The sequence below is a fragment of the Pseudarthrobacter kochi genome (assembly GCF_055412805.1).
Genome location: NZ_JBVAYV010000008.1, coordinates 1 through 24,622 on the forward strand (window position 1 = coordinate 1; position 24,622 = coordinate 24,622).

At 67.8% G+C, this 24,622-nt stretch carries 22 protein-coding genes; 7 read left to right on the top strand and 15 right to left on the bottom strand.

From position 1 onward, the window contains the following. Positions 1-565: 565 nt before the first annotated feature. From ACZY0Y_RS06190 to mnmA, 5 genes are all read right to left on the bottom strand, one after another. Complete coding sequence (locus ACZY0Y_RS06190; RefSeq protein WP_463957115.1) at positions 566-2,269, bottom strand: ABC transporter ATP-binding protein; 1,704 nt, start codon at positions 2,267-2,269, stop codon at positions 566-568. Beyond that, positions 2,266-3,291 carry an ABC transporter permease gene (locus ACZY0Y_RS06195; protein ID WP_463957116.1) on the bottom strand — a complete coding sequence of 342 codons (1,026 nt, stop codon included), beginning with the start codon at positions 3,289-3,291 and terminating at the stop codon, positions 2,266-2,268. Before ACZY0Y_RS06195 ends, ACZY0Y_RS06190 begins: the two co-directional genes overlap by 4 nt. Position 3,292: 1 nt before the next feature. Then, positions 3,293-4,384, bottom strand: coding sequence for an ABC transporter permease (locus ACZY0Y_RS06200; RefSeq protein WP_463884328.1), 1,092 nt, complete (start codon positions 4,382-4,384; stop codon positions 3,293-3,295). A 129-nt stretch (positions 4,385-4,513) separates the two neighbouring features. Further along, the gene (locus tag ACZY0Y_RS06205) at positions 4,514-6,148 is read right to left on the bottom strand and encodes an ABC transporter substrate-binding protein (protein ID WP_463957117.1); all 1,635 of its coding nucleotides are present in this window, start codon (positions 6,146-6,148) and stop codon (positions 4,514-4,516) included. 343 nt (positions 6,149-6,491) lie between these two features. Beyond that, a complete protein-coding gene (gene mnmA, locus ACZY0Y_RS06210; protein WP_463957177.1) occupies positions 6,492-7,628 on the bottom strand; it encodes a tRNA 2-thiouridine(34) synthase MnmA in 1,137 nt (378 codons plus the stop codon). A gap of 236 nt (positions 7,629-7,864) precedes the next feature. Between mnmA and ACZY0Y_RS06215 the strand changes: the two genes are divergently transcribed. Next, positions 7,865-9,109: an NAD(P)/FAD-dependent oxidoreductase gene (locus ACZY0Y_RS06215; RefSeq protein WP_463957118.1), complete on the top strand. Its 1,245-nt coding sequence runs from the start codon at positions 7,865-7,867 to the stop codon at positions 9,107-9,109. A 34-nt stretch (positions 9,110-9,143) separates the two neighbouring features. Here the strand turns inward: ACZY0Y_RS06215 and ACZY0Y_RS06220 are convergent, their stop codons facing one another. Then, positions 9,144-10,376, bottom strand: a complete 1,233-nt coding sequence (locus tag ACZY0Y_RS06220) for a cysteine desulfurase family protein (protein ID WP_463957119.1) — start codon at positions 10,374-10,376, stop codon at positions 9,144-9,146. A gap of 50 nt (positions 10,377-10,426) precedes the next feature. Here ACZY0Y_RS06220 and ACZY0Y_RS06225 point away from each other — a divergent pair, with 50 nt between their 5' ends. Next, on the top strand, positions 10,427-11,323 hold the full coding sequence (locus ACZY0Y_RS06225; protein ID WP_463957120.1) for a DMT family transporter: 897 nt from the start codon (positions 10,427-10,429) through the stop codon (positions 11,321-11,323). On the opposite strand, the gene ACZY0Y_RS06230 is transcribed toward ACZY0Y_RS06225, so the two are convergent. Further along, on the bottom strand, positions 11,320-12,069 hold the full coding sequence (locus ACZY0Y_RS06230) for a helix-turn-helix transcriptional regulator (protein ID WP_463881663.1): 750 nt from the start codon (positions 12,067-12,069) through the stop codon (positions 11,320-11,322). The two genes, ACZY0Y_RS06225 and ACZY0Y_RS06230, sit on opposite strands and share 4 nt — an antisense overlap. Positions 12,070-12,159: 90 nt before the next feature. On the opposite strand from ACZY0Y_RS06230, the gene ACZY0Y_RS06235 reads away from it, so the two are divergent. Beyond that, on the top strand, positions 12,160-12,573 hold the full coding sequence (locus ACZY0Y_RS06235; protein WP_463957121.1) for a hypothetical protein: 414 nt from the start codon (positions 12,160-12,162) through the stop codon (positions 12,571-12,573). A 126-nt stretch (positions 12,574-12,699) separates the two neighbouring features. Here the strand turns inward: ACZY0Y_RS06235 and ACZY0Y_RS06240 are convergent, their stop codons facing one another. Together ACZY0Y_RS06240 and ACZY0Y_RS06245 are read right to left on the bottom strand one after the other, a co-directional pair. Beyond that, positions 12,700-13,434, bottom strand: a complete 735-nt coding sequence (locus ACZY0Y_RS06240; RefSeq protein WP_463881668.1) for a hypothetical protein — start codon at positions 13,432-13,434, stop codon at positions 12,700-12,702. A gap of 70 nt (positions 13,435-13,504) precedes the next feature. After that, the gene (locus tag ACZY0Y_RS06245) at positions 13,505-14,446 is read right to left on the bottom strand and encodes a diacylglycerol/lipid kinase family protein (RefSeq protein ID WP_463881671.1); all 942 of its coding nucleotides are present in this window, start codon (positions 14,444-14,446) and stop codon (positions 13,505-13,507) included. Between the two features lie 125 nt (positions 14,447-14,571). Here ACZY0Y_RS06245 and ACZY0Y_RS06250 point away from each other — a divergent pair, with 125 nt between their 5' ends. From ACZY0Y_RS06250 to ACZY0Y_RS06265, 4 genes are all read left to right on the top strand, one after another. Next, on the top strand, positions 14,572-15,528 hold the full coding sequence (locus ACZY0Y_RS06250) for a J domain-containing protein (RefSeq protein ID WP_463881674.1): 957 nt from the start codon (positions 14,572-14,574) through the stop codon (positions 15,526-15,528). 21 nt (positions 15,529-15,549) lie between these two features. After that, on the top strand, positions 15,550-16,017 hold the full coding sequence (locus tag ACZY0Y_RS06255) for a tRNA (cytidine(34)-2'-O)-methyltransferase (RefSeq protein WP_463881676.1): 468 nt from the start codon (positions 15,550-15,552) through the stop codon (positions 16,015-16,017). Between the two features lie 232 nt (positions 16,018-16,249). Further along, the gene (sigK, locus tag ACZY0Y_RS06260) at positions 16,250-16,855 is read left to right on the top strand and encodes an ECF RNA polymerase sigma factor SigK (protein WP_463881679.1); all 606 of its coding nucleotides are present in this window, start codon (positions 16,250-16,252) and stop codon (positions 16,853-16,855) included. Between the two features lies 1 nt (position 16,856). Continuing rightward, entirely contained in the window at positions 16,857-17,747 is an 891-nt protein-coding gene (locus ACZY0Y_RS06265; RefSeq protein ID WP_463881681.1) for an anti-sigma factor, read from the top strand. A gap of 108 nt (positions 17,748-17,855) precedes the next feature. Here ACZY0Y_RS06265 and ACZY0Y_RS06270 read toward each other — a convergent pair whose 3' ends face one another. The 6 genes from ACZY0Y_RS06270 to ACZY0Y_RS06295 form a co-directional block, all read right to left on the bottom strand. Beyond that, on the bottom strand, positions 17,856-19,268 hold the full coding sequence (locus tag ACZY0Y_RS06270; protein ID WP_463957122.1) for a GntT/GntP/DsdX family permease: 1,413 nt from the start codon (positions 19,266-19,268) through the stop codon (positions 17,856-17,858). Between the two features lie 42 nt (positions 19,269-19,310). Further along, entirely contained in the window at positions 19,311-19,844 is a 534-nt protein-coding gene (locus ACZY0Y_RS06275; RefSeq protein ID WP_463881686.1) for a gluconokinase, read from the bottom strand. 74 nt (positions 19,845-19,918) lie between these two features. After that, the gene (locus tag ACZY0Y_RS06280; protein ID WP_463957123.1) at positions 19,919-20,698 is read right to left on the bottom strand and encodes a PIG-L deacetylase family protein; all 780 of its coding nucleotides are present in this window, start codon (positions 20,696-20,698) and stop codon (positions 19,919-19,921) included. A 4-nt stretch (positions 20,699-20,702) separates the two neighbouring features. Continuing rightward, positions 20,703-21,656 carry an electron transfer flavoprotein subunit alpha/FixB family protein gene (locus ACZY0Y_RS06285; protein WP_463881692.1) on the bottom strand — a complete coding sequence of 318 codons (954 nt, stop codon included), beginning with the start codon at positions 21,654-21,656 and terminating at the stop codon, positions 20,703-20,705. Positions 21,657-21,670: 14 nt separating this feature from the next. Then, on the bottom strand, positions 21,671-22,483 hold the full coding sequence (locus tag ACZY0Y_RS06290; protein WP_463881695.1) for an electron transfer flavoprotein subunit beta/FixA family protein: 813 nt from the start codon (positions 22,481-22,483) through the stop codon (positions 21,671-21,673). A 254-nt stretch (positions 22,484-22,737) separates the two neighbouring features. After that, positions 22,738-24,378 (bottom strand): S1C family serine protease, encoded by a 1,641-nt coding sequence (locus ACZY0Y_RS06295; RefSeq protein WP_463881699.1) that lies wholly within the window; start codon positions 24,376-24,378, stop codon positions 22,738-22,740. Positions 24,379-24,622: the final 244 nt, after the last annotated feature.

Below are 24,622 nucleotides of genomic sequence, written 5' to 3' on the forward strand. Positions count from 1 at the left end.
GCCCAACCAGCGACAACAGGCCCCGCCCGCACGCCCAAAACCAGCAAAATCAGCCGGAACGGGAATTAGCCCCTGACCGACCCCCAACCCGGCCATCATGAAAAATCCGGGCTAGTCGACCCGTTGCCCACCGTGCCCGCGTTGCCCGCGTTGCCCACCGTGCCCGCCTTGCCCGCTTTGCCCCGAAGGACCTGCCGCCCCGAAACCACGATGCCCCCGCCGCTGGGCATGTCCAGTGGCGGAGCGGCTGCGTTCGTCCTCGCTCCCCGGGGGATGGCGTTCCAGCCCAGTTACTCCGTTCCGGAACCCGTCTCGGCCCCCGGGAACTGCGGAATTCCGCAGAATTCCGCAGGATCCCGCGGGTGCCGGCCGGCGCGCGTGGAAGTAACTGGGCAGGAGCGTCGTGCCGGCACCCCGGGACGCCCCACAGCGGCCATCTTTGGCGAACCGCTGGGGTCCCCACCTAACGTGACGCCGGTGAAAGCAGGAAGATCCATGGTTGTGGAGGTATTCCGCGTGGAAGCGAACGGCGGGCATGTCCGGCCAGCGGATCCCCTGCGGCGGGTTAGCTGTGGAGTACCTCGCGGAATGCCTCCCGGCGTCGGGCCTGCTCATCCGGGTCGGGAACCGGCAGGGACGCAATGAGCTTCTTTGTGTAGGCGTGCTGCGGATTGCCCATCACCTGGCTACCCAGGCCCTGCTCCACCAGCTTGCCCCTGTAGAGCACCCCGACCCAGTGGGACAGGATATCCACGACGGCGAGGTCGTGGCTGATGAACAGGGCGGCAAAGCCGAATTCGGCCTGGATGTCCTTGAACAGTTCCAGCACCACGGCCTGGACCGACACGTCCAGGGCGGACGTCGGCTCGTCGGCGATGAGCAGCTTCGGGTTCAGGATGAGCGCCCGCGCGAGGGAGGCACGCTGCCGCTGTCCGCCGGAGAGCTCATGCGGGAACCGGTCGGCGTAGGCGGCCGGCAGCTGCACGGCTTCGAGCAGCTCCCGGGTCCGTTGCCGGGCCTGGGCCGGGGTCGGTTTGGTGTGGATGATCAGGGGCTCGGCAATGCAGTCCCCGATCGTCAGCTGGGGGTTGAAGGACGCCGCCGGGTCCTGGAACACAAACCCGATCTCCTTGCGCAGCGGCTTGAACGTGCGCTCCTTCAGGTTGAGCATTTCGTAGCCCAGCACCTTCAGGCTGCCGCCGGTGGTCCGGTTCAGGCCGGCGATGGCCCGCCCGATCGTCGTTTTGCCGGAGCCGGACTCCCCCACGAGGCCGAAGACCTCGCCCTCGGACAGGGTGAAGTTGACCCCGTCCACGGCTTTGAAAGCGGGGGTTCCCAGCCGTCCGGGGTACTCGATGGTCAGGTTCTTGGCCTCGACGAGCACCTTGCCGCCCTGGTGCGCCCGTTGGGTCATGCCTTCTGAGGCGGAGTTCCTGCCCAGGTGCGGGACGGCGGCCAGGAGCTTTTTGGTGTAGTCCTGCTTCGGCTCGGCGAAGAGCACCCGCGAGGGCGCCTCCTCGACGACGTCGCCCTGGTACATCACGACGACGCGGTCGGCGAGGTCGGCCACCACACCCATGTTGTGCGTGATCAGCACGATCGAGGTTCCGTACTGGTCCCGAAGGTCCCGCAGGAGTTCGAGGATTTCCGCCTGCACAGTAACGTCCAGCGCGGTGGTCGGCTCGTCCGCCACGATGAGACCCGGGTTCAGGGCCAGGGCTGCGGCGATGACCACACGCTGCTTTTGGCCGCCGGAGAACTGGTGCGGGTAGTAGTTGACCCGTGTTTCCGGGTCCGGGATGCCCACCTTGCGGAGCGCCTCAATGGCGCGGGTCTTGGCTTCCTTGGCACTGACCCGTCCTGCGCCCCCGTGGCGGGCGTGCGAGCGGATGCCTTCGGCAATCTGCCAGCCCACCGTGAAGACAGGGTTAAGGGCGGTGGACGGTTCCTGGAAGACCATGGCGACGTCCCGGCCGCGGATCTCCCGCAGCTTCGCCGGGCTGACGCTGATCACGTTGTTGCCGTTGATCAGCACCGCACCTGAGCTGATGGCGGTCTCGGGCAGCAGGCCCAGGATGGTCTTGGCAGTGACGGTCTTGCCGGAGCCCGACTCGCCCACGATCGCCACGACCTCACCGGGGTTTACCTCGAGGCTGACGTCCTTGACGGCGTACACGTCTCCGGCATCGGTGGCGAACGTAACCTTGAGGTGGTCGATGTCGAGGACCGGGCCGGCGCCCGTGCCGTGTTTGTCGATGTTGGTGGTCATGAACTTCTCACTTCTGCGTCGAGTGCAGCCTTGGCACCGGTGGTGGAATCCGGGCCGCCCTTGCCGGAGGCAGCCTTCCTGCGGCCCCGCAGGCGGGGGTCGTTGAGGTCGTTGATGCTCTCGCCGACCAGCGTCAGTCCAAGGACGGTGAGCACTATCGCGAGGCCGGGGTAAACGCCCGTCCACCAGATCCCGGAGGTGGTATCCGCCAGGGCCTTGTTGAGGTCGAAGCCCCACTCGGCAGCAGAGGTCGGCTCAATGCCGAAGCCCAGGAAGCCCAGACCGGCCAGGGTCAGGATGGCCTCGGAGGCATTGAGGGTGAAGATCAGCGGCAGCGTGCGGGTGGCGTTCTTGAAGACGTGCAGGCGCATGATGCGGATGTTGGAGGCGCCCACCACCTTGGCTGATTCCACGAACGGTTCCGCCTTGAGCCGGATGGTCTCGGCCCGGATGACGCGGAAGTACTGCGGGATGAAGACGACGGTGATGGAGATCGCCGCCGCGAGGATGCCGCCCCAGAGGCTGGACCTGCCGCCGCTGATGGCGATCGCCATCACGATGGCCACGAGCAGCGGGGGGAAGGCGTAGATGGCGTCGGCGATCACCACGAGGGTCCGGTCCAGCCAGCCGCCGATGTAGCCGCTGACCAGGCCCAGGATCACTCCGATGAAGATCGACATGATCACAGCCACGATGATGACCAGGACGGCGGTCTGCGCCCCCCAGACAACGCGGGAGAAGACGTCGTAGCCGCCCACGGTGGTTCCCATGAGGTGCTTGCCGCCGGGCGCTTCCTGCGCCGGGAAGCCGCCGTCGGCGTCGGAAATCTGGGAGAAGCCGAAGGGCGCGATCAGGGGCGCAAAAATCGCGGTCAGCAGGAAGACCGCTGTGAGGACAAGACCCGCTACGAGCATTCCGCGCTGCAGGCCGACGCTCTTGTTGAAGTGCGAGATGACCGGCAGGCGCCGGAACCACGGTCCACGGGGATCCTTGACGGGTTCAGTAACGGCAGTGGTGCTCATATCAGTACCTCACGCGGGGGTCGATCAGCGCGGCGACTATGTCCACGAAGAAGTTGGTCACAGCCACGATCACTGCGAGGAGGACCACGATGCCCTGGACGGCCACAAAGTCACGGGCCGTCAGGTAGGTCGCGAGCTGGAAGCCCAGGCCCTTCCATTCGAACGTGGTCTCGGTCAGGACGGCGCCGCCCAGCAGCACGGCGATCTGCAGCCCCATCACGGTGATGATGGGGATGAGGGCCGGCTTGTAGGCGTGCTTGGTGACCAGACGGTATTCGCTCACACCGCGGGAGCGGCCGGCCTCGACGTAGTCCTTGCCGAGGGTTCCGATCACGTTGGTCCGGACCAGGCGCAGGAAGATGCCGGCGGTCAGAAGGCCGAGGGCGAGTGCGGGCAGGACGGCGTGCGCCATAACGTCAGCCAGCGCGGCCGTATTGCCGCTGCGGACGGCGTCGAGCCAGTAGATACCCGTCGGGGACGCGAGCGAGGTCAGGGCGAGCTCGTTGGCAGGCGTCGCGCGTCCGGCGACCGGGAGCCAGCCCAGCCAGACGGAGAAGGTCAGCTTGAAGAGAAGCCCGGAGAAGAAGACCGGCGTGGCGTAGCAGAGGATCGCAAAAACACGCAGCGCGGCGTCGGGGCCTTTGTCCCGCCGGTGCGCGGCGACCAGCCCCAGCGGGATCCCCACGGCAAGGGCGACCAGAAGGGCGTTGATGGTCAGTTCCAGGGTGGCCGCGCCATAGGTGGCGAGCATCTCCGAGACCGGGCGGTTGTCCGACAGCGTGGTGCCGAAGTTGCCGGTGATGAGCTGGGCCAGGTACTCGAAGTACTGCACGAAGATGGGCCGGTCGTATCCGGCGGCAGTGATGCGTTCCTGGAGCTGTTCCGGTGGAAGCCGGCCGCCCAGGGCAGCGGTAATGGGGTCCCCCGTGGTGCGCATCAGGAAGAACACCATGGTGACCAGGATGAGGATAGTCGGGAAGATCAGGAAGAACCTGATCAGGATGTAACGGCCCAGTCCCCCGCCGGACGTCTTCTTCTTTATCGGCAGAAGGCCTTCGCCGTCGGTCGGCGGCGCCTCGATAAGTGTTGTCATTGGTACCTAAATGTGTGTTCCGGCAGCCTCGTGAGCTCCGGAATCGGTTGTCCTGTATCAGCACCAAGGCGGGACGCCGTGTGGGGCGCCCCGCCTCGTTGGCTGGTCAGAACCGGATGGGGGTTGGACCTACTTGGACATGACACCAAGGCGGGTCTTGAAGGAAGCATCCAGGGTCTTGTCGACACCCTTGACGTCCTTGCCGGCGACCATAAGCTGGGCGCCCTGCAACAGCGGCAGTGTGGACAGGTCCTTGGCGACGGCCGTCTGGGCCTCACCGAGCACCTTTGCGCGCTCTGCCTTGTCGACGGTGGTCAGCTGCTTGCTGATCAGGTCCGTGACGGCGGGGTTCTCGTAGTGGTTCTTCAGGAAGTTGCCGGGGACGAAGAACGGCGTGAGGTAGTTGTCGGCGTCGGAGTAGTCCGGGAACCAGCCGAGCTGGTAGACCGGGTAGGCGTCGGCCGTGCGGTCCTTGGAGTAGGTGACCCACTCGGTGGACTGCAGTTCAACCTTGAACAGGCCCGACTTCTCCAGCTGCTCCTTGATCATGGCGTACTCGTCGCCTGAGGACTTGCCGTAGTGGTCCGGGTTGTACTGGAGCTTGATGGTGACCGGGGCGGTGACGCCGGCGTCGGCGAAGGCCTTCTTGGCCTTGTCGAGGCTGGGCTTGCCGCTGCCGTCGCCGTACATTTCCTTGAGCGGCTGGATGGCGCCGACGAAGCCGTCCGGAACGACGGAGTAGGCCGGCAGGTAGGTGCCCTTGTAGACCTGGCTGGCGATCGCGTCGCGGTCGACGACGTTTGCCATCGCCTGCCTCACGGCAAGTGCCTTCGCGGGATCGGCGTCGGCGGCCTTGGCACCGAACGGCATGGTGTCAAAGTTGAACACGATGTAGCGAAGCTCGCCACCCGGGCCCTTGTAGACCTTGACCTTGGAATCCTTTGCGAGGTCCGCGGCGTCGGTGGCCGTCAGGCTGCGCCCGGCGACGTCGATGTTGCCCTGCTGGACGTCCAGCTTGAGGTTGTTGGAATCGGCGTAGTACTTGATCGTGGCGCCGCCGTTGGCCGGCTTGCCGAGGAGACCCTGGTAGTCCGGGTTGACCTTGAGGCCAACGAGCTCGTTCTTCTTGTAGCTCTCGATCGTGTAGGGACCGGCAAACGGCTTGCCCTTGACGATTTCGTCGTCGGTCATCAGCTTGTCCGCCGGGAAGACCTCTTCGTCGATGATCGGGCCCGCGTTGGCGGCGAGGACGCCCGGGAAGACCTGGTCGTTGCTGGCCTTGAGCGTGAAGACCACGGTGGAGTCGTCCTTGACGGCGACCGACGCGAGGTTGCCGAGCAGCGAGGCGGGACCGTTGTCGTCGGCGATCTTGACAACGCGGTCGATCGAGAACTTCACGTCGGAGGACGTCAGGGCGTGGCCGTTGGCGAACTTCAGGCCGGGCTTGAGCTTGACGGTGTACTCCGTGGGGCTCGTGAAGGAAGCAGACTCGGCAATGTCGGGAGTGGAGTCCGCAGTGCCCGGCTTCGAGTTGAGCAGGAACGGGTAGATCTGGTTCATCACCATGAAGGAACCGGCGTCGTAGGAGCCGGCCGGGTCGAGGGTGACGACCTTGTCGGTAGTGCCGTACGTAATGGTGCCTCCGCCGGCCGCGCTGCCGGACGCCGTTCCGCCGCCGGAGGGGCCGGTGCAGGCGGTCAGTGCGAAGGCGGATACCCCGGCGAGCGCGATGGCGCTCTGCAGGGCCTTTTTGTTCATTGCCATCTGTGAACTTTCTGTTCGATGAGTACTGGTGCGCTGCCCGGAGACGGTTCTGCTCATGACTCGGCGGGCTGCGCGCTGTCCTGATTCCTTGATTCAACCAGACACCACGCGGCGAATCGCCACATCCTGTGAGATGAGACACAAAATTTACACGAACCGGCAGAACCCATCATTATCTTCAGGGATCCCGCCCGGATTCCGGCAGTTGGCAGCCGCCCGGATTGCGGGAACGCGCGTTAAGACGGCTGGAGCACCGCACATCGAATATGTGCGGTGCTCCTGCGAACAGTGCCTGCTTATTAGTGTCCTGCTCGTTGGTGCCTGCCTGTTAGTGACTGGTTTGTTAGAGGGCCGCCCGCTGCAGCGAACGGGCCGCGTCGATGGTGGCCTGACCCAGTACGCGGCTGCCCTGGTAGAGCACCACGGTCTGGCCGGGGGCCACACCGCGCAGCGGCTCCGTCAAGGTCACCACGAGGTTCCCGCGGCCGACGGCGGCGCCGTCCCCTTCGCCGGCGCCCGCTGCGCGTTCCATGCGTGCCGTGGCGGGCACAGGGTCGCCGTGGGCGCGGACCTGGGCGTAGCAGTCGAAGTCCTCGCCGGTGGCCACTTCGGCGATCGGCAGCCCGGCCCAGGAGACCTTGATGCCGCGGATCTCATCGATGGCCAGGAGTGCCTCGGGCCCCACGACCACCTTGTTCTCCTTGGGCCGGATTTCCAGCACGAAGCGCGGCTTGCCGTCGGCGGCGGGGGTGCCCAGCTTCAGCCCGCGGCGCTGGCCGACCGTGAACGCGTTGGCGCCGGGGTGCTCGCCGACCTTCGCGCCGGACTCGTCCACGATGTCGCCGGTGGACATCTCGATCTTCTCGGCCAGCCAGCCGGCGGTGTCGCCGTCCGGGATGAAGCAGATGTCGTGGCTGTCGGGCTTGTTGGCCACGGAGAGTCCGCGGCGTTCGGCTTCGGCGCGGACCTCGGCCTTCGACGGGGTGTCGGCCAGCGGGAACATGGAGTGCTTGAGCTGCTCGTGCGTGAGCACACCGAGAACGTAGCTCTGGTCCTTGGCCCAGTCCGCGGCCCGGTGGAGCTCGGGGTTGCCCCCGGCGTCGGTGATCACCTTGGCGTAGTGGCCGGTGCAGACGGCGTCGAATCCCAGCGCGATCGCCTTCTCCAGCAGCGCGGCGAACTTGATCCGTTCGTTGCAGCGCATGCAGGGGTTCGGAGTGCGGCCCGCGGCGTATTCGTCGATGAAGTCCTGGACCACGTCCTCCTTGAAGCGCTCCGAGAAGTCCCAGACGTAGTACGGGATTCCGAGCACGTCGCAGGCACGCCAGGCGTCGCGGGAGTCCTCGATGGTGCAGCAGCCGCGGCTGCCGGTGCGCAGGGTTCCCGGCATCCGGGACAGCGCAAGGTGGACGCCGACGACGTCGTGCCCCGCCTCGACGGCGCGGGCTGCGGCAACGGCGGAATCGACGCCGCCGCTCATGGCTGCAAGAACTCGCATACTGGCTTTCGTTGGGGTTGGGGGTTTGTTGCCGGCACTGGCTGGACGCGGAGATATCACCATGCCTGCCGCACCAGTCTATCGCCACGGGCGAATCCCCGCCCAAAAAGGCCTTGACCGCCAGGCCCCGCACTTCTAAAGTCAGAACTGATGGTTTTAGATTTGTCCCCTGACCTTCGCCTCCGGTCATCCCGGCGGCCGCAGGAATCGAGCGCAACATGGCCCCCGGAAACATCGTGATCGTGGGCGGCGGCCTCGCCGGAGCCACCGCAGCCAGGACCCTCCGCGCGGAAGGGTATGGCGGGCCGGTGATCCTGCTGGCCGGGGAGCGGCACCATCCCTACGTACGCCCGCCCCTGTCCAAGGAATACCTGCTTGCAAGAGCCGGCGACGACGCCCTGCCCGTCGTCCCGGCTGACTGGTACGCGGACAACGCGGTCGACCTCCGGCTGGGCACTCCCGTGACGGGGATTGATCCGGCCGCCCGGACGGTGGCTTTCGGGGACGGGCGGACGCTGGACTATGCCGCGCTGCTGCTGGCCACGGGCGCGCGTCCCCGGCGCCTGCCTCTGCCCGGCAGCGACCTGGCGGGAGTCAGCACATTCCGCACGGTGGACGACTGCCGCCGCCTGCGTGCCGGCCTGGCCGGGGGCGGCCGGAACGTCGTGATGATCGGCTCGGGCTGGATCGGGATGGAGCTGGCCGCCGCGGCGGCCGCCTACGGAAACTCCGTCACCCTGCTCGGGCTGGAGCAGGTGCCGCTGGGAGCGGCGATCGGGCGCGAGCTGGGCGGCTTCTTCCGTTCGCTGCACGAGGCGAACGGCGTCGGGTTCCGGCTCCCGGCCTCGGCTGCGGGGATCAACGGGCAGTCGGGCCGGGTCACCGGTGTGGTCACGGACGCCGGCGAGGTCCTGCCCGCGGACCTTGTGATCATCGCCGTGGGGGTGGTCCCCGAGGTGTCGCTGGCCGGGGCTGCGGGCATCGCACTGCACAACGGAATCCTCACGGACGCCGCGCTGCGCACCTCCGCACCCGGAATCTTCGCGGCCGGGGACGCCGCCAATGCCCTGCATCCCTTCACCGGCGAGCACCACCGCAGCGAGCACTGGGCCAACGCCCTCAACGGCGGCAAGGTCGCGGCCAAGTCGATGCTCGGCCAGGATGCCGTGATGGACGCAGTCCCCTACTTCTACACCGACCAGTTCGACGTCAGCATGGAGTACTCAGGCTTCCCGGCGCTGGCCGCGGGGGCGCCCACCATCCGCGGCTCGCTCGAGGGCAAGGAGTTCCTGGCTTTCTGGCAGCGCGACGGCCGGGTGGTCGCCGGCATGAGCGTGAACTGGCCGCGCTCGGGCCGGCCACAAAAGTTCATCAAGCAGCTCATCTCGGAGCGAACCGCAGTGAGCTCGCAGGAACTCGCCGATCCGGACATCCCGCTGGACCGGCTTCTGCCAGCCGCGTAGCCCGGCCGGCGCCCCTGCCGGCCCTGGCAAGGGCCTAGTAGGTGCCGCCGCCGGAGTGGCGGGCGAGCGTCCCGGCGGTCTGGATGCTGGACTCGTGCCCGGCCATGCCGGCCTGGCGCGCGCGGGCGTAGGCGCCGGGCAGGGCAGCCAGCAGCGCATCGACGTCGGCTTCTGTGGAAGTGTGCCCCAGGCTGAACCGCTGGGCGCCCCGGGCCGTATCCTCGTCCAGTCCCATCGCCAGCAGCACATGGGACGGCCGGGGCACGCCCGCGGTGCAGGCCGAACCGGTGGAGGATTCCACCCCGGCCAGATCCAGCAGGAAAAGCAGCGAATCGCCTTCGCAGCCGGGGAAGGTGAAGTGCGCATTCCCCGGGAGCCGTCCGGCACCGGGAGCCCCGCGGAGCACGGCGTCGGGCACTGCTGCCAGGACGCCGTCGACCAGCCGGTCCCGGAGCGCCGCGAGGCGCGCCGCTTCGCCCGGGAGATTGGCGGCGACGGATTCGGCTGCCGCTGCGAAGGCAGCAATGGAGGCGGTGTCGAGCGTTCCTGAGCGGACGTCCCGCTCCTGTCCCCCGCCGTGCTGGACCGGGGTCAGCTTCACGGCGCGGCCCAGCATCAGCGCCCCGATGCCGACCGGGCCGCCGATCTTGTGCCCGGAGATCGACATGGCGTCGAGTCCGCTGGCCCGGAAATCCACCGGCACGGAGCCGAACGCCTGGACGGCATCGGAGTGGACCGGAACGCCGGCCCGGTGCGCCAGTTCGACGATTTCCGCAATGGGCTGGATGCTGCCGACTTCGTTGTTCGCCCACATGACCGCGACCAGGGCGATTGACGCCGGGTCCCGGTCGAGCTCTGCCTCCAGAACGGCCAGGTCGACCACGCCGGCCGCATCCACAGGCAGCCAGGTCACCCCTGCGCCCTCGTGCCGTTCGAGCCATTCGACGGTGTCCAGCACGGCGTGGTGTTCGACGGCGGAGCACAGGATCCGGGTGCGCGCCGGGTCTTCGGCGTGCCGGGCCCAGTAGAGGCCCTTGACGGCGAGGTTGTCGGCTTCGGTGCCGCCCGAGGTGAAGATGACTTCCGAGGGGTGCGCGCCGGCCGCGGCCGCCAGCGCCTCGCGGGCGTCTTCGACGGCGCGCCGGGCGCGGCGGCCCGATCCGTGCAGCGAGGACGGGTTGCCGGTCCGGGCCAGTTCGCGGGTCAGCGCAGCCAGGGCCTCCGGGGCAAGGGTGGTGGTGGCGGCATGATCAAGGTAAACGGGCACAGGGCAATTCTACCTGCGGGCCCGCGGCGGCACTGGTGTACATTCGAGCGGTGAAAGCGCCCCTGTACCTGGTCCTGGCCACCCTCTTCTGGTCCGGGAATTTCGTTGTCGGCAAGGCCGCCGTCGCCTCAATGGCCCCGATGGACCTGACATTCTGGCGCTGGACGCTGGCCGCGGTGCCGCTGCTGCTCCTGGCCCACTTCGTCGAAAAGCCGGACTGGCGCGCGGTCCTGCGCCGCTGGCCGGTGCTCCTGCTGTTGAGCGTGCTTGGCATGAGCGGCTACACGCTCCTGCTGTACGGCGCGCTCGGCCACACTTCAGCCGTGAACGCTGCCCTGATCACGGCGGCCAACCCGGCCCTGATCGTGGTCCTGGCGATCCTCCTGCTCGGCGAGCGGACCACACGCCTGGGCTGGCTCGGCATCTTCCTCGGCCTGCTCGGCGTGTTGCTGGTGCTGACCCGGGGCGAGCTGCAGCGCGTGTTCAGCCTGTCGATTAACACCGGCGAACTCATGATGATCGGCGCGATTGTGGTCTGGGGGCTCTACACGATCATCGCCCGCAGGCTGGCTGTCCCCGCCATCGCGGCCACCGCGGTTCAGGTGGCGATTGCGGCCGTGACGCTCGCACCCTTCGCCGCCGCTATGAACGTGCGGCTTCCGGAATCGGAGTCCGAAGCCTGGTCGCTGGCGTACATCGTGGTCTTCCCGTCCCTGGGCGCCTACCTGTTCTGGAACATTGCCCTGAAAACGACCCCGCCGGGAACCGCCGGGAACTACCTCAACCTGATTGTGGTCTTCACGGCCCTCATCACGGTGGTAATGGGGACTCCGCTCACCCTCGTCCAGATCGTGGGCGGACTGCTGGTGATCGTCGGTGTGCTGTTGACGGGGAGGTCCGGGCAGGCCAAGCGCCCGGCGCCAGCCACGTCAGGCCGGACCGGCTAGGAGCCAGGTTCCTGGGGTTTGATCCGGGCGCAGCACTGCGCCGGCTGCGCGGCTCCCTGCGCGCGGAGGTCGTCGATGGCGAGAGCCTGGACCCGGCCTGGATCGATGCCGATGCCTTTCGCGGCTCCGGACAGGAAGGCCCCGTTCATGGCGCAGACGACGCCGGCGTGGCCTTCGGCGATCCGGTGGAACGGACAGTTGAGCAGCACCATTCCGCCCTCGCCGTCGGCTTCGGGACGGTAGCCCTCCGCGGCGAGGAACCCGGCGAAAGCGGCTTCCCCGGCAGTTGTCCCGGCATTCGCCTGCCCCGCCGTCCCGCCATGGGCCCCGGCGGCGGACTGCCCCCGTGCGTAGGCGGCGCGCAAAAGGGCTTCGCGCGCGGTTCCGCCGTCGGACGTTGAATCCTCGATGGCCGAGACCAGCAGCTCGGCGGCCAGATCGTAGTTCCGGTCCGGCACTGAGGCGGCGACCTCCCGGACAGCTGCCAGATACAGCTTGGCCGGGCGGCCGGAGCCGGGCCCTTCCCTGCCGCCAAGCTTCCGGAACTCCACGGCCAGCAGCCCGTCCTGCACCAGCCGGTCCAGCTGAAAGGACGCCGTGCTCCTGGGCAGGCCGAGGGCACCGGCGGCGTCGTCGCGGCTGACGGCGCACCCGGCCGAGGCGACGAAGTCGAACAGCCTGCGGCGGTTCGCATCCCCCAGGGAGGCGACGGCCGCAATCCTGCGGTTCCAGGGCGTTCGGATCATGGATTCAGCCTAACTCTAAAAACAAGATTCATTGCTTAACTACCTGTCACCATTCTAAAATCAAGCTATCTACTTTTAGAAGGAGTCATCATGAAATCTTCACCAGCCATCAGCACGCCGGCCGGACAGCTGGCCCCGGCTGCCGCGCGGCAGGCATTCCTGCACCTGCGGACGGTTTTCACCCTCGCGCCGGTAATCTTCGGCCTGGACAAGTTCACCAACCTGCTCACCGACTGGACCATGTACCTGGCGCCCGTGGTCACGACTGTCGTCCCGCTGCCGGCGCAGACCATCATGTATGTGGTCGGCGTCGTGGAGATCGTCGCGGGCCTGACGGTGGCGCTGAAGCCCCGGTTCGGCTCGCTGCTCGTGGCGGCCTGGCTCCTCGGTATCATCGTCAACCTCCTCGTCCTGGGCAGCTTCTTCGACGTGGCCCTGCGGGATTTTGGCCTGCTGGTCGGGGCACTGGCCCTGAACCGGCTCTCGCCAACCAGGCAGGCCTGAGCGGTCCCCCAGTGACGTGACCCGGCCGATCCGGGCCGGACGGACGTCCTAGCCGGACGGACGTCTCAGCCGGACGGAGGTCTCAGCCGGACGGACGTCCCGGCCGATCCGGGCCGGACGGACGTCTCAGCCGGACGGAGGAACGACGGCGATCCATGCTTCGGCCTCGATCCGCGCGGCGGCCAGCGTCGCGGCATCGGGGCACGAGGCGGACAGGTACACGGAGGAGCCCGGCTCGCTGAAAAGGCGGGCGTAGATTGCCGTGGCCCGGGTACCGGCCCGGTCACCGCCCGTATACACAAGGACGTCGACGCGCGGAGCGGGCTTGCCGGGTTCTCCACCCCAGCGCAGGGTCTCCGGTTTCAGGTAGCCCGGAAGAATACTGGCGTCCAGGTACTGGAAGAGCGCTTCCGTGGACGCCTTGTCGTCCCCGGATACGGCCAGGGCCGACTGGTTGGTCCGCACCTTGGCCGAGACCACACAGCCGTCCTCCTTGACGAACTCACTGGCACCGGCCACGTTTTCCTTGCCAGGCTTCCATCGCGGCACGTCCCGCAGCCCGTCGGAGAGCTGGACGGGCACGCCGGCCGCCAGGGTGTCGCCGGCGGCGAAGGGCATGTCCTTCCCCGCAACGGCAGCGGCGTCGTGGCCGGGGGTGATGGTGGGGGTGGCAAGGGTCGCAGTCGCAGGTGCCGCCCTGGGCGCGGAGGGGTCCGGAACGCCAACGCTGCAGCCGGCCAGCACGGCCGTGACTGCGAGCGCCAGGAACGCGCGGCTCCCCCGGCGGCCCCGGAGGACGCAACGGGTACCGATGCTCCTGCCCGCCGGTGCCGCGGTCCCCGTGTCGCGCTTGATTCCCATGCCCCGCCCCACTGTCGCTGTGCCCGTTCCGCTTCCTGCCCGGGCCCCCGCATGAGTCTAGACTCTCGGATCAAAACTCCCGCGGCGAAGGCTTCGATGCCCCTGCGGGCCAGGCCAGGACCCGCACCGCCCCGGGAACCACCTCGATGGTGAGCGGCAACGCACCGATCCGTTCCCCGTCCGCGTACGCCACGACCTGGTCCGCCGACAGCTCGACTGTGCGCACCCGCCGGATGTGCACGGCCGGATGTCCCAGGTGGCCGCCGGAAAAGACCTTCGGAAAGACCTTCAGCAGGCCGGTCCGGGACAGCGGGCTGACGATAAAGAGGTCCAGGTAGCCGTCGTCGGGCACGGCGTCAGGCGTGATCTTCATGCCGCCGCCGATCGACTGGCCGTTGGCAACGGACATCAGCATCGCTCCCTGCTGCCAGCGCTCGCCGTCGGCCGTCACGGTGTACTTGATCGGCCGGAACGAGGCGAGTTCGCTGAGCATCGCGAGGTGGTACCGGGCCTTTCCGCGGGGCCACCGCCAGGCGTTGGCCCGCTCGTTGACGGCCGCGTCGAACCCGGCCGACAACACCCCGGCAAACCAGCGGGACGAGCCCCCGGACGATGCCCGCCCGGCGTCGATCAGCCGCCCGCCGGACGCCAGGGCCGCCAGAGCCGCAGCACAGGCCCCGGGGATGTTGTGCGCCGGTATACCGAGCGTCCGCGCCATGTCGTTTCCGGTGCCGGTCGGGACGATCCCCAGCGGGACCGCACCCAAGGGCATGCCCGATCCGGCGAGCGCATTGACGCCGAGGTGGACCATTCCGTCGCCTCCCACGACGACGAGGGCATCCACCCCTGAGGCCAGCGCCTTGTCCACGGCCCGTGCAAGCGCGTCATAACTGTCCTCGCACAGGACCAGGACTTCGGCCCCGGCCGCCCGGAAGCATTCGGCCGCCTCGTTGCCGGCACGCCGCCCGCGGCCAAAGGATGCCCGCGGGTTGACGGCGACGGCGATGATCATGCGCTGAATTATGCCAGCCGCCGGGAACCTTCCGTGCCCTTGCGCTCGTTCTTCCCCTTGCCGGTTAAACTGGCCAGGCCGGACGTCCAGGATGGGCTGGCACCATCGACGCAAAGGAATCTTGCTTGACGCAGGGCAACAGCTCGCATTACCAGGTGCTCCGGATCCCCGTGACAGCGACGGATAAGGAAATCAAGGTGGCCTACCGCCGGGCCGCCCGCACCGCGCACCCGGACCACGGCGGCGACCCCGCCGCATTCCGGCGCGTCACACTCGCCTACGAAACACTGATCGACGCCAAGAGCCGGGCCGAGTACGACCGCTCCTACGGCAGCGGCCGTGGCGCCTTCGCGGAACCTTTCCCTGACGAGGGGGCACACTTTGATGCCCCGGCGGCCGGGAGCCGGGCCCCGGCCAACGTCCGGCGCCCCAACACGCCCCGGAACACGGCATCCGATGCCCCGGTCTTCGTCCCGCCCTTCGAACAGTATGCCGGGACCGGCGAGGTACCGCTGATCCCCGAGAGCCTGGCCCGCCAGCAGGTCCACGGGCTGCCCCGCAAACGGGGCATCTTCGGGGCGGAGGCCCGGATCCAGCGGGAAATGCGGACCGTACAGCTCATCAGCAGGCAGATCCTCCCCGCCATCCCGGCCGCACGGCTGATCAACGGGCTGCAGTCTCCGGCGGACAACAGCCACATCGACCACGTGGTGCTATCCGGCTACCGCATGGCGATCATCGGCTCAATGCTGCTGCCGCCCGGCGCCTATGCCTGGAACGGCAGCGCCCTCACCCACGGCGGCCGGTCAATCGCTCCGCCCCAGCTGGCCCACGTGGTGCGCCGCATGCAGGACATCTTCCCGGAACTGAACGTCACCGGCTGGACCGTGGTCCACAGCACCGACGGCAACCTGCACGAACCCGTGATCGACCGGCACCGCCGTTCCGGGGCTCACGAGACAGTCCAGGTGGTCAATGCCGCCGGCCTGGCACGCGGACTCAAGCAGTTCCTGGGTTCCGGCCCGGCCCCCAACACCGTCATCGTCCCGGTGCTGGCCCGGCTGCTGCGCGGGATGCACTAACAGGCTCGCTAGGATGGGACCGTGTTCCGCATCCTCTTCCACGCCCCTGAAATCCCCGGCAATACGGGCAATGCCATCCGGCTGGCTGCCATCACGGGAGCCGAGCTGCACCTGGTGGAGCCGCTGGGCTTCGATTTCTCCGACGCGAAGCTGCGCCGGGCCGGCCTCGACTACCACGACCTCGCCGTCGTGACCGTCCACCAGGACATCGACGCCGCCTGGGCCGCGCTCGCGCCGGAGCGCGTCTTCGCCTTCACCTCCGACGGCGAGGTGTCCTATACGGAAATCAGCTACCGGCCCGGGGACGTGCTGCTCTTCGGCCGCGAATCCGTGGGCCTGCCCGAGGATCTCAAGCACGACCCCCATGTCACCTCACGCGTCAGGCTGCCGATGCTGCCTGCGCTACGCTCGCTGAACCTTGCGAACGCAGCCTCAATCGCGGTCTATGAGGCCTGGCGCCAGAACGGATTCGCCGGCGCCAGGCTGTAGCCGGCCGCAACTTATCCGGCGCGCCGCCCATCCGGCTGGCCGGCAGTCCCGAATCACTTCTGAAGCCCGTTCAACCAACGGGCCCACGGAGCGGGAAAGGAGCGAGGAGCGGCAGGTGAGAACTACTGTGCAGGTGGACAGGCATCCCGCCCGGCGTGTTGCCGGTAGCCACGTCCCGGCCGGAACCCATCCTGACCCGCGATCGGCGGCGGGCACCTTATGCTTGAAGGTGATGGAAACTCCCAACGCCCCGAACCCCGGGGCTGCCGCTCCCCCTGGCACTCCAGCCGACGTCAACCGCCGGCTCGCCGCACTGCTGGAGCAGGTTGCCCGCGGTGACCAGGCAGCCTTCGCCGAATTCTACGAACTAACCTCCCGGCGCGTGTTCGGCATGGCCCGGCGGGTACTGATCGACGTCGAACTCAGCGAGGACACCACCCAGGAGGTCTTCCTCCAGGTCTGGCAGAATGCCTCCAAGTTCAACCCAGAGGCTGGCAGCCCGCTCGCCTGGCTCATGACCATCTCGCACCGCCGGGCCGTGGACAAGGTCAGGTCGTCCCAGTCCTCCACCGACCGGGAAGCGAAATACGGCGCCAGCAGCCAGGACATCGATCACGATTCCGTCTCGGACGAGGTTGGAAGCCGGCTTGAGGCCGAGGCCGTGGTCCGTTGCCTGGAGACGCTGACCGATACACAACAGGAGTCCGTGCGGCTGGCCTACTACGGCGGCCTCACCTACCGGGAGGTCGCAGAGAAGCTCAATGCTGCGGTGCCCACCATCAAGTCCCGCATCCGCGACGGACTAATCCGACTGAAGACCTGTCTGGGGGTGAGTTGAGATGACCGACATTAGTGCACGGAACAACGGCGGCGTACCCGGCGGCTTTGCAGCCGACGTCGCCACCGACCTTGCCTCGGGGCGTGCGGCTGACCTCGCCGAGGTGTACGCACTGAACGCTGTGGACGACGCCGAGCGCGCCGCCATCGAGGTTTACCTCGCCTCGGCTCCGCCCTCCGAACGCACCACCTTTGACGAACGCGTCCGCCAGGCCCGGGAAACACTCGCCACCAGCTTTGCTGCGGAGGAAGAACCGCCGGCCGGGCTGCTGGACCGGATCATGGCGTCGTTGCCCGCCCAGGGCACCGCCGCGGCGCCGGACGGGCAGCTGCACCGCGGGCCGACGGCGGTCCCGCCGGTCGTTGCCCGGCCTGTCCGGGAGCCCTCCGAGCTCGCGGTCACCGATGAACTCGGTGCCGCCCGCAGGCGCCGTGACGAGCGGCGCCGGCCGCAGGGAATGCGCAACTGGCTCGTCGGTGTCGCTGCCGCAGCCGTGATCGCCTTGGGCGGCGTCGGCGTCGGCGCCTATGTGGGGAACCAGAACGATCCGCTGAACCAGGTGCTGCAGGCCGGCGATGTGCGCCAGGCGACTGTTGACGTCATTGGCGGCGGAACGGCCACCGTGTCGGTCTCCAGTTCGAAGGACGCGATCGTCGTCAAGATGAACGACGTTCCGGCGCCGCCGGCAGGCAAGGTCTACCAGATGTGGCTGATCCCCAAGGACGGCTCGGCCCCGGTGTCCCAGGGCCTGATGGACGCGGAAGCGCTGTCCAAACCGGCCGTCGTCAAGGGCATCAGCACCGCCGCAACACTCGGCATCACGGTGGAACCGGCCGGCGGCTCGGCGTCGCCGACCATGCCGACCGTGGCCGCCGCCCCGCTGGGCGCCTAGCCTCGGGCACACCAACAAAAGCCGCGCAGGCCTTGACTCCTCCTGAAGGGTCAGTGCCTGCGCGGCTTGTGGTTTAAGGGACCGAAGTGGCGTCCTCGGCCGGCCCGGCTAGATGATGAGCGACAGCAGCATGATGAAGCCGAAGCTGACCACGGAGATCAGCGTCTCCATCACGGACCAGGTCTTGAAGGTCTGGCCGACGGTAAGCCCGAACAGCTCCTTGACCAGCCAGAATCCGGCGTCGTTCACGTGCGAGAGGAACAGCGAGCCGGCGCCGATTGCGAGGGCCAGCAGCGCAGCGTGCGTCGGCGTGAGCGAGCTCGCCAGCGGCGCGACGATTCCGGCGGCCGTTACCGTCGCCACGGTGGCCGAGCCGGTAGCCAGGCGCAGCGCGACGGCCACGATGAAGCCCAGCACCAGGACGGACATGTTGGTGCCCTCGGCCCATTTCTTGACCGAATCGCCGACGCCGGCGCCGATCAGGGTCTGCTTGAAGCCGCCGCCGGCGCCCACGATCAGCATGATTCCGGCGATCGGGCCCAGGCTTGCGCCGATCTTGGCGGTGATCTTGTTGCCCGTGAACCCCACGGCAAAGCCGAAAGTGAAGATCGCGAGCAGCACGGCGAGGGTCATGGCGACCAGGGGCTGGCCGACGAAATCGAAGAAGGAACGGATCCACGGGGCGGTCGCGGCGTCGGACCAGATGATGTCCACGATGGCTTTGAGGAGCATCAGCACCACCGGGAAGATGATGGTCAGCAGGGTCACGAGGAAGCCCGGCTGGCGTTTGACACCTTCCATGTCCGCACCGTGCTGCGTGTCGATGCCGCCCGCGACGGCGGGGGCCCCGACGGGCACCCATGTGGCGGCCAGCCGGGAGAACAGCGGGCCGCAGATGATGACCGTGGGGACGGCGACCAGGAGACCCAGCGCCAGGGTGGTGCCGAGTTCGGCCTTGACGGCGCTGATCGCGATCAGCGGGCCCGGGTGCGGAGGCACGAGGCCGTGCAGCACGGAGAGGCCGGCCAGCGCCGGGATCGCGATGCGCATCAGCGGCATTTTGGAGCGCTGGGTGACCAGGACGATGACCGGCAGCAGCAGGACGAGGCCGATTTCGAAGAACATCGGGAGGCCGATGATGACCGCGACGAGCGTGATCGACCACACCAGTTTGTTCCCCGTGGCCTTCGCCAGCAGGGTGTCCACCACCCGGTTCGCTCCGCCGGAGTCCGCCAGCAGCTTGCCGAGCATGGCTCCAAGAGCGATCAGCAGGCCGACTTCCTTCAGGACGCCGCCTACTCCGTCCTCGAAGTTCTTGATGACCAGGGCCGGGTCCACGCCGGCGGCAAGGCCCACGAAGGCAGAGCCGAGAATGAGCGCGAGGAAGGGGTGGAGCTTGAACTTGGTGATCAGCACCACGATGAGTGCGATGCCGATGGCGGTGACCGCCAGAAGGCGGGTGTCGAGCCCGGTCCAGGCTTCGACGGCAGCCGGAAGCTGCGTGGTTATGAGGGAGTTCACAAGGTGTTCCTCGCTGGTATGGCGGGGGAAGAACGGGGCCGGCTACGGCCGGCTGGCGCTGCTCGAGCCGAGATGGAGCCGGTCGATGATCTCCTGTGCCTCCTCCAGAGGCGCCCGGCTGACGCTCAGGGTGATGAAATTTTCGTCCTCGGTGGGGGCTTCGAGCGCCTCGAACTGGGACTCCAGCAGTGCCGGGGGCATGAAGTGCCCGTGCCGGGACGCCAGCCGGTCGGAGATCCGGTCCTTGCTGCCGTCGAGGAAGACGAACACGACGCCCTCCCCCCGCAGGACATCCCGGTATCGCTTCTTGAGCGCCGAGCAGGTGACGACGCCGGGCGTCCCGGACCCGGTGTGCCGCCGGATCCACCCCGCGATACTTTCCAGCCACGGCCAGCGGTCCTCGTCGGTCAGCGGCTGGCCGGCATGCATCTTCGCCACATTGGACGCCGGGTGCAGATCATCGCCTTCGGCGAAATCCCAACCCAGCCGGCCGGCCAGCAGGCCTGCGACGGTTGACTTTCCTGATCCCGAGACGCCCATGATGACCAGTACGGGGTGCTGCGCAGTCTTCGCCATTAAAGCCTGCCTTCCTCAATTAAATATGATTTAAACAGAGGCCAGCATATGGGAGAGGACCGCAGGGGGCAACACTAAAACCCGGCGATGGTCCCGGGTCCGTTGACTGTGACGATGTGGAATGCCTCGGCGCTGCGGCCTGCCCGGAGACCGCCGCGCTCCGCTGTCCGGAGCATGAGCCCCCGGACAGTGCGGTCCATGGCCTCGATGTCCGGGTGCTGGCTGACATGGACATGGATCGCGGCGAGTTTGCCCTCGATGTGGTCCGTGACGTCGACGACGTGGTTCTCGCGTTCCTCCGGTCCGGCGAAGAGCCACAGCCACGGCAGCTTGTAGGCCTCCAGCCCCGCCTCGGCCAGCTCCGGATACGCGAACGGGTTCTCCAGCGCCGGATAGACCGCCCGGGTCACGGCCTCCCCCACCGCCAGATGGTCCGGATGGCTCTTCTGGATCCGGTTCCAGTTCCGTTCCGGGTGCATGGAAAGCACGACGTCGGGCCGGAGCTGCCGGATCAGCCGCACCACCTCGCGGATGACCCCGTGCGAGGGTTCCAGGTAGCCGTCCCGCTCGTGGAGATAGTGGATGTCGGTGACGCCGACGAGCGCGGCGGCCCGGCCTTGTTCCTCGTTACGCAGCCGGACGATCTCGTCCCTTTGGCCGGGATCGAAGCCGCCCGCGTCGCCGTCGGTCATGATGCAGTAGCTGACCTGCACCCCCGCGGCGGTCCAGGCGGCGATCGTGCCGGCGGCGCCGAAGTCGATGTCGTCCGGGTGCGCAGCGAAACACAGCACCCGTTCGATCCGGTGCTGGTCCGGGTCAAACGGGCTGTGCGCCTGCACGGCGGGGGTGCTCACGACGTCAGCCCCGCCGCTTCTTGATTTCCTCGGTGGCCTGCGGGAGGACCTGGAACAGGTCCCCCACGATGCCGAAGTCGGCGATCTCGAAGATGGGCGATTCCGCGTCCTTGTTCACAGCCACGATCACTGTGGCGGTCTGCATGCCGGCCTTCTGCTGGATGGCCCCGGAGATCCCGGCGGAGATGTACAGCTGGGGTGAAACGGTTTTGCCGGTCTGGCCGATCTGCGCGTCATGGCCGATCCAGCCCGCATCCGTTGCGGCACGGGAAGCGCCGATGGCCGCACCGAGGGCATCGGCCAGGTCTTCGACCGGGCCGAAGTTGCCGTCGACACCGCGGCCGCCGGCCACAACGATCCGCGCCTCGGCGAGGTCCGGACGGCCGCTGGCGGCTTTCGCGTTGCGGGCCGTGATCCTGGCCGACGCCGCGGTGGCGGTTTCCGGCACCTCGACGGTGACGGTGGCCGGCGCCGTGCCGGTGACGGCGGGCTCGGGCGTGATGCTGTTGGCCTTGACGGTCAGGACAGCGACCGGCGTCGTGGCCTTCGCCGTGGTGATGTAGGAACCGGCCAGCACGGACTTGTGCGCGGTTCCGTCCGGGTCCACGGCGACGACGTCGGTGATGACGCCGGCACCGAGCTTGATGCCGAGCCTCGCAGCGATTTCCTTGGCTTCCGCCGAGTTCTCGGTCAGGACGACGGTGGCATTGGCGGTCTGCACCGCGGCGGCCAGGTAGGAGGCCTTGGGGCCTACGAGGTAGTCGTCGAGGTCCGCCGCGGACGGACGGTACAGCGTTTGGGCGCCATAGGCACTTAGGGTTGCTGCGACGTCGTCGTGGAGATCGCCGTTGAGGGCGACCGCCGGCTCCCCCAGGGACCGGGCAATGGTGAGCAGCTCCAGGCTGGCCTTCTTCAGGGCCTGGCCGGGGTTGTCAATGAATACGAGTACTTTTGCCATGTCTGGGAATCCCCTTAGAGCAGCTTCTGGGCGGCCAGGAACTCAACCAGCTTGATGCCGGCGTCGCCCTCGTCGGTGATGATGGTGCCGGCGGTGCGCGCCGGGCGTGCCTCGGCGGATTCGACGGCGGTCCAGGAGCCGGACCGTCCGACGTGCGCCGGGTCGACGCCGATGTCGGCAAGGCTCAGCGTCGTGATGGTCTTCTTTTTGGCAGCCATGATGCCCTTGAAATTCGGGTACCGGGGGTCATTGATCTGGTCCGTGACCGAGACGAGGGCAGGCAGTGTTGCCTCGACGGTGTCGGCGTGGGCATCGCCGTCGCGGCGGGCGGTGAGCGTGGCGCCGTCGAGTTCCAGGGAGGACGCGAAGGTGACCTGCGGCAGGTCCAGGCGTTCCGCGAGCTGGGCCGGGACCAGGGAGGTCTCGCCGTCGGTGGAGGCCATGCCGGTGAGGATGAGGTCCGCCGGGGTGTCCGCGCCGAGGTGGCGGATGGCGGCGGCCAGTGCCAGCGAGGTGGCTGCGGCGTCGGAACCGGCCAGGGCGTCGTCGCTGAGGTGGACGCCTTCGCTGGCACCAATCTGCAGGGACTTCTTCACCGCGTTGAGGGCGCCGGCAGGACCCATGCTCAGGGCGATGACCTTGTTGCCCGCCGCTTCCCCACCGCGGGCCTCGATCAGCCGGAGTGCGGCCTCGAGGGCGTACTCATCCAGTTCGGACAGGATGCTCTCGGAGCGGTCTGTTGTGTTGCCCGCGCCTGTGAGGTGCCGGTCGAACTGTGCGTCAGGGACGTGCTTGACCAGCACGATGATCTTCAATGTCTCTTCCACTGTGTTTACAGCAGCCTTCCATGCAGGTGGACAGCCAGCCGGGCGGGGTCGTGGCCACGGAACGCCCGGGGTGCCGGGTTGCTCCTAGCTAACCATATCGGCGGTCGCGGGCGCGGCCGGGTTAAGGCCTGTGTCAGGGCCCCGGAGTGCATGTCAGCCTTCCCCGTGCACGGCGAAGGCCGGGCGGCACCTGGGCGGTGCTGCCCGGCCTTCGCCGGTGGAACCCTATGTGCTGCTCTTACTGCCTGCTGCTCCTACTGCTCGGCGGCCGCCCCAAGGGTCACGTCGAGCTGCTGGTCCTTGCCGCCGCGGAGGACGGTGACCTTGACCGAGGCCCCGGCGGGCTGCTCGCGCACGGCGGCAGTCAGCTGGTTCGGATCGCTGATGATGAGATCCTGGAACCTGGTGACGACGTCACCGACCTTGATGCCGGCCTTGTCTGCAGCGGAACCGGCCTCAACCGTGGCGACCTCTGCCCCGACGGAGAAACCGGATGCCGAGGAACTCGCGGTCTTCTGCTTAACGCTCACGCCGAACTGGCCGTGCGTGGCCTTGCCACTGCTGATGATCTCCTGCGCGACTCGCTTGGCGTGGTTGATCGGGATGCTGAAGCCAACGCCGATGTTGCCGCTGCTCGAGGATTCGCCGCCGGCCGAGGCGATGGCAACATTCACGCCGATGATCTCACCCTTGGTGTTGACCAGGGCGCCCCCGGAGTTGCCGGGGTTAATGGCGGCATCTGTCTGGATCACGTTGATCGCGATGCTTCCCTGGTTGGTGGTGCTCTGTCCCTGCCCGCCGTCCGGCGGGGCAAACTGGAAGCCCTGGCCGCCGCCCTGGGAGTTGTCCGCGCCTTCCTTCGGCGCCGCCGAGGAGGCAACGCTGATGGTGCGGTTCAGCGTCGACACGATGCCGTCAGTCACGGTGCCCGTGAGGCCGAGGGGCGAGCCGATCGCGACGGCGGTATCGCCGACGTTCAGCTTTCCGGAGTCGCCCAGGACTGCCGGAACCAGCCCGGAGGCGTTCTGGATCTGCACGACGGCGAGGTCGGACAGCGGGTCCGTGCCGACGATCTTGGCACTGTAGACCTTGCCGTCACTCAGACGGACTTCGATCGCGGCGTTGGCCGCCGTGCCGTCGAGGGTGACAACATGCGTGTTCGTGAGGACATGGCCTTCAGCGTCCAGAATGATGCCGGAGCCGGTGCCGCCCTCACTGCCGCTCGTTGCCTTGATGGTCACGACGCTTGGCGTGGCCTTCACTGCGGCCGCGGTGATGGCGTTCACGTCTTCCCTGTTGTTCACGATGACAGGGCCGGCCTGGCTGCTGCTGCTGGATCCCCCGGACGCGAGGTCCCGGCCTCCCAGCAGCTGCGTTGTTCCTGCGACCACACCGCCGCCGACGAGGCCGGCGGCCAGGATACTGGCCACGAGGGTGGGGACTCCGAACGCCGCCTTGCGTTTCGGGGCGTGGGCCGGGTTGGACGCATAGGGCGAACCAGGCTGGTTGCCGCCATAGCCGCCATGTTGCGGCTGGCCGTAGGGAGCCTGGTTGTGCGCTTGCTGGGGCTGGCGGTAGGCGGAGTTGCCGGTTGCCTGGCCGAATCCGGGGTTGTGCTGCGGGTTGGGCTGGCCCGGCGTGTGGCCCTGCTGACCATGCGCCTGGGGTGCGCCGAACTGCTGCGTCTCCGGCGCCGGGGGGCGGCCGTAGGACGGCTGGTGCTGCGGGTAGACCGGCTGCGGGGAGTTGTCCGCGGCCCGGTCCAGCCTCGGGGTCGGGAACTCGTTCGCTGAGTCCGGCGCGGGGGCAGCCTGCGGGTGCCCTGAAGTGCCCTCGTTCGGCGTGGCCGGCTCCCGGTTCTCTGGTGACGCGCCCTGCGCTGGGTTCTCAGTCATAAGACTTCCTTTCATCCTCGTCTGCAATTAACTATGGACGATCTCACTGATACTAGAGCGCACGTTTGCTGGGAGGTTGCTGAACGCCGGGAACGGGCAGCCTGCCGGGCCTTGCAGAGCCTGCTCTCAACGCTTCAGCGCTTTTCGCTGGTGGCATATTCCCCTCGGTGGACGGCCTTATTGGTGCACCATAGAATCAAATGGAATTGCCACAGCGACCTGCGGCTTTACATCTGCGTGGGGG

What these genes read in the sequence shown, in the direction of transcription:
- ACZY0Y_RS06265 (WP_463881681.1), top strand. Translation starts at nt 16,857, where the DNA reads ATGACCGACATTAGTGCACGGAACAACGGCGGCGTACCCGGCGGCTTT.
- ACZY0Y_RS06285 (WP_463881692.1), bottom strand. Translation starts at nt 21,656, where the DNA reads ATGGCAAAAGTACTCGTATTCATTGACAACCCCGGCCAGGCCCTGAAG.
- sigK (WP_463881679.1), top strand. Translation starts at nt 16,250, where the DNA reads ATGGAAACTCCCAACGCCCCGAACCCCGGGGCTGCCGCTCCCCCTGGC.
- ACZY0Y_RS06195 (WP_463957116.1), bottom strand. Translation starts at nt 3,291, where the DNA reads ATGAGCACCACTGCCGTTACTGAACCCGTCAAGGATCCCCGTGGACCG.
- ACZY0Y_RS06190 (WP_463957115.1), bottom strand. Translation starts at nt 2,269, where the DNA reads ATGACCACCAACATCGACAAACACGGCACGGGCGCCGGCCCGGTCCTC.
- ACZY0Y_RS06240 (WP_463881668.1), bottom strand. Translation starts at nt 13,434, where the DNA reads ATGGGAATCAAGCGCGACACGGGGACCGCGGCACCGGCGGGCAGGAGC.
- ACZY0Y_RS06230 (WP_463881663.1), bottom strand. Translation starts at nt 12,069, where the DNA reads ATGATCCGAACGCCCTGGAACCGCAGGATTGCGGCCGTCGCCTCCCTG.
- ACZY0Y_RS06235 (WP_463957121.1), top strand. Translation starts at nt 12,160, where the DNA reads ATGAAATCTTCACCAGCCATCAGCACGCCGGCCGGACAGCTGGCCCCG.
- mnmA (WP_463957177.1), bottom strand. Translation starts at nt 7,628, where the DNA reads ATGAGCGGCGGCGTCGATTCCGCCGTTGCCGCAGCCCGCGCCGTCGAG.
- ACZY0Y_RS06245 (WP_463881671.1), bottom strand. Translation starts at nt 14,446, where the DNA reads ATGATCATCGCCGTCGCCGTCAACCCGCGGGCATCCTTTGGCCGCGGG.
- ACZY0Y_RS06215 (WP_463957118.1), top strand. Translation starts at nt 7,865, where the DNA reads ATGGCCCCCGGAAACATCGTGATCGTGGGCGGCGGCCTCGCCGGAGCC.
- ACZY0Y_RS06275 (WP_463881686.1), bottom strand. Translation starts at nt 19,844, where the DNA reads ATGGCGAAGACTGCGCAGCACCCCGTACTGGTCATCATGGGCGTCTCG.
- ACZY0Y_RS06200 (WP_463884328.1), bottom strand. Translation starts at nt 4,384, where the DNA reads ATGACAACACTTATCGAGGCGCCGCCGACCGACGGCGAAGGCCTTCTG.
- ACZY0Y_RS06205 (WP_463957117.1), bottom strand. Translation starts at nt 6,148, where the DNA reads ATGGCAATGAACAAAAAGGCCCTGCAGAGCGCCATCGCGCTCGCCGGG.
- ACZY0Y_RS06295 (WP_463881699.1), bottom strand. Translation starts at nt 24,378, where the DNA reads ATGACTGAGAACCCAGCGCAGGGCGCGTCACCAGAGAACCGGGAGCCG.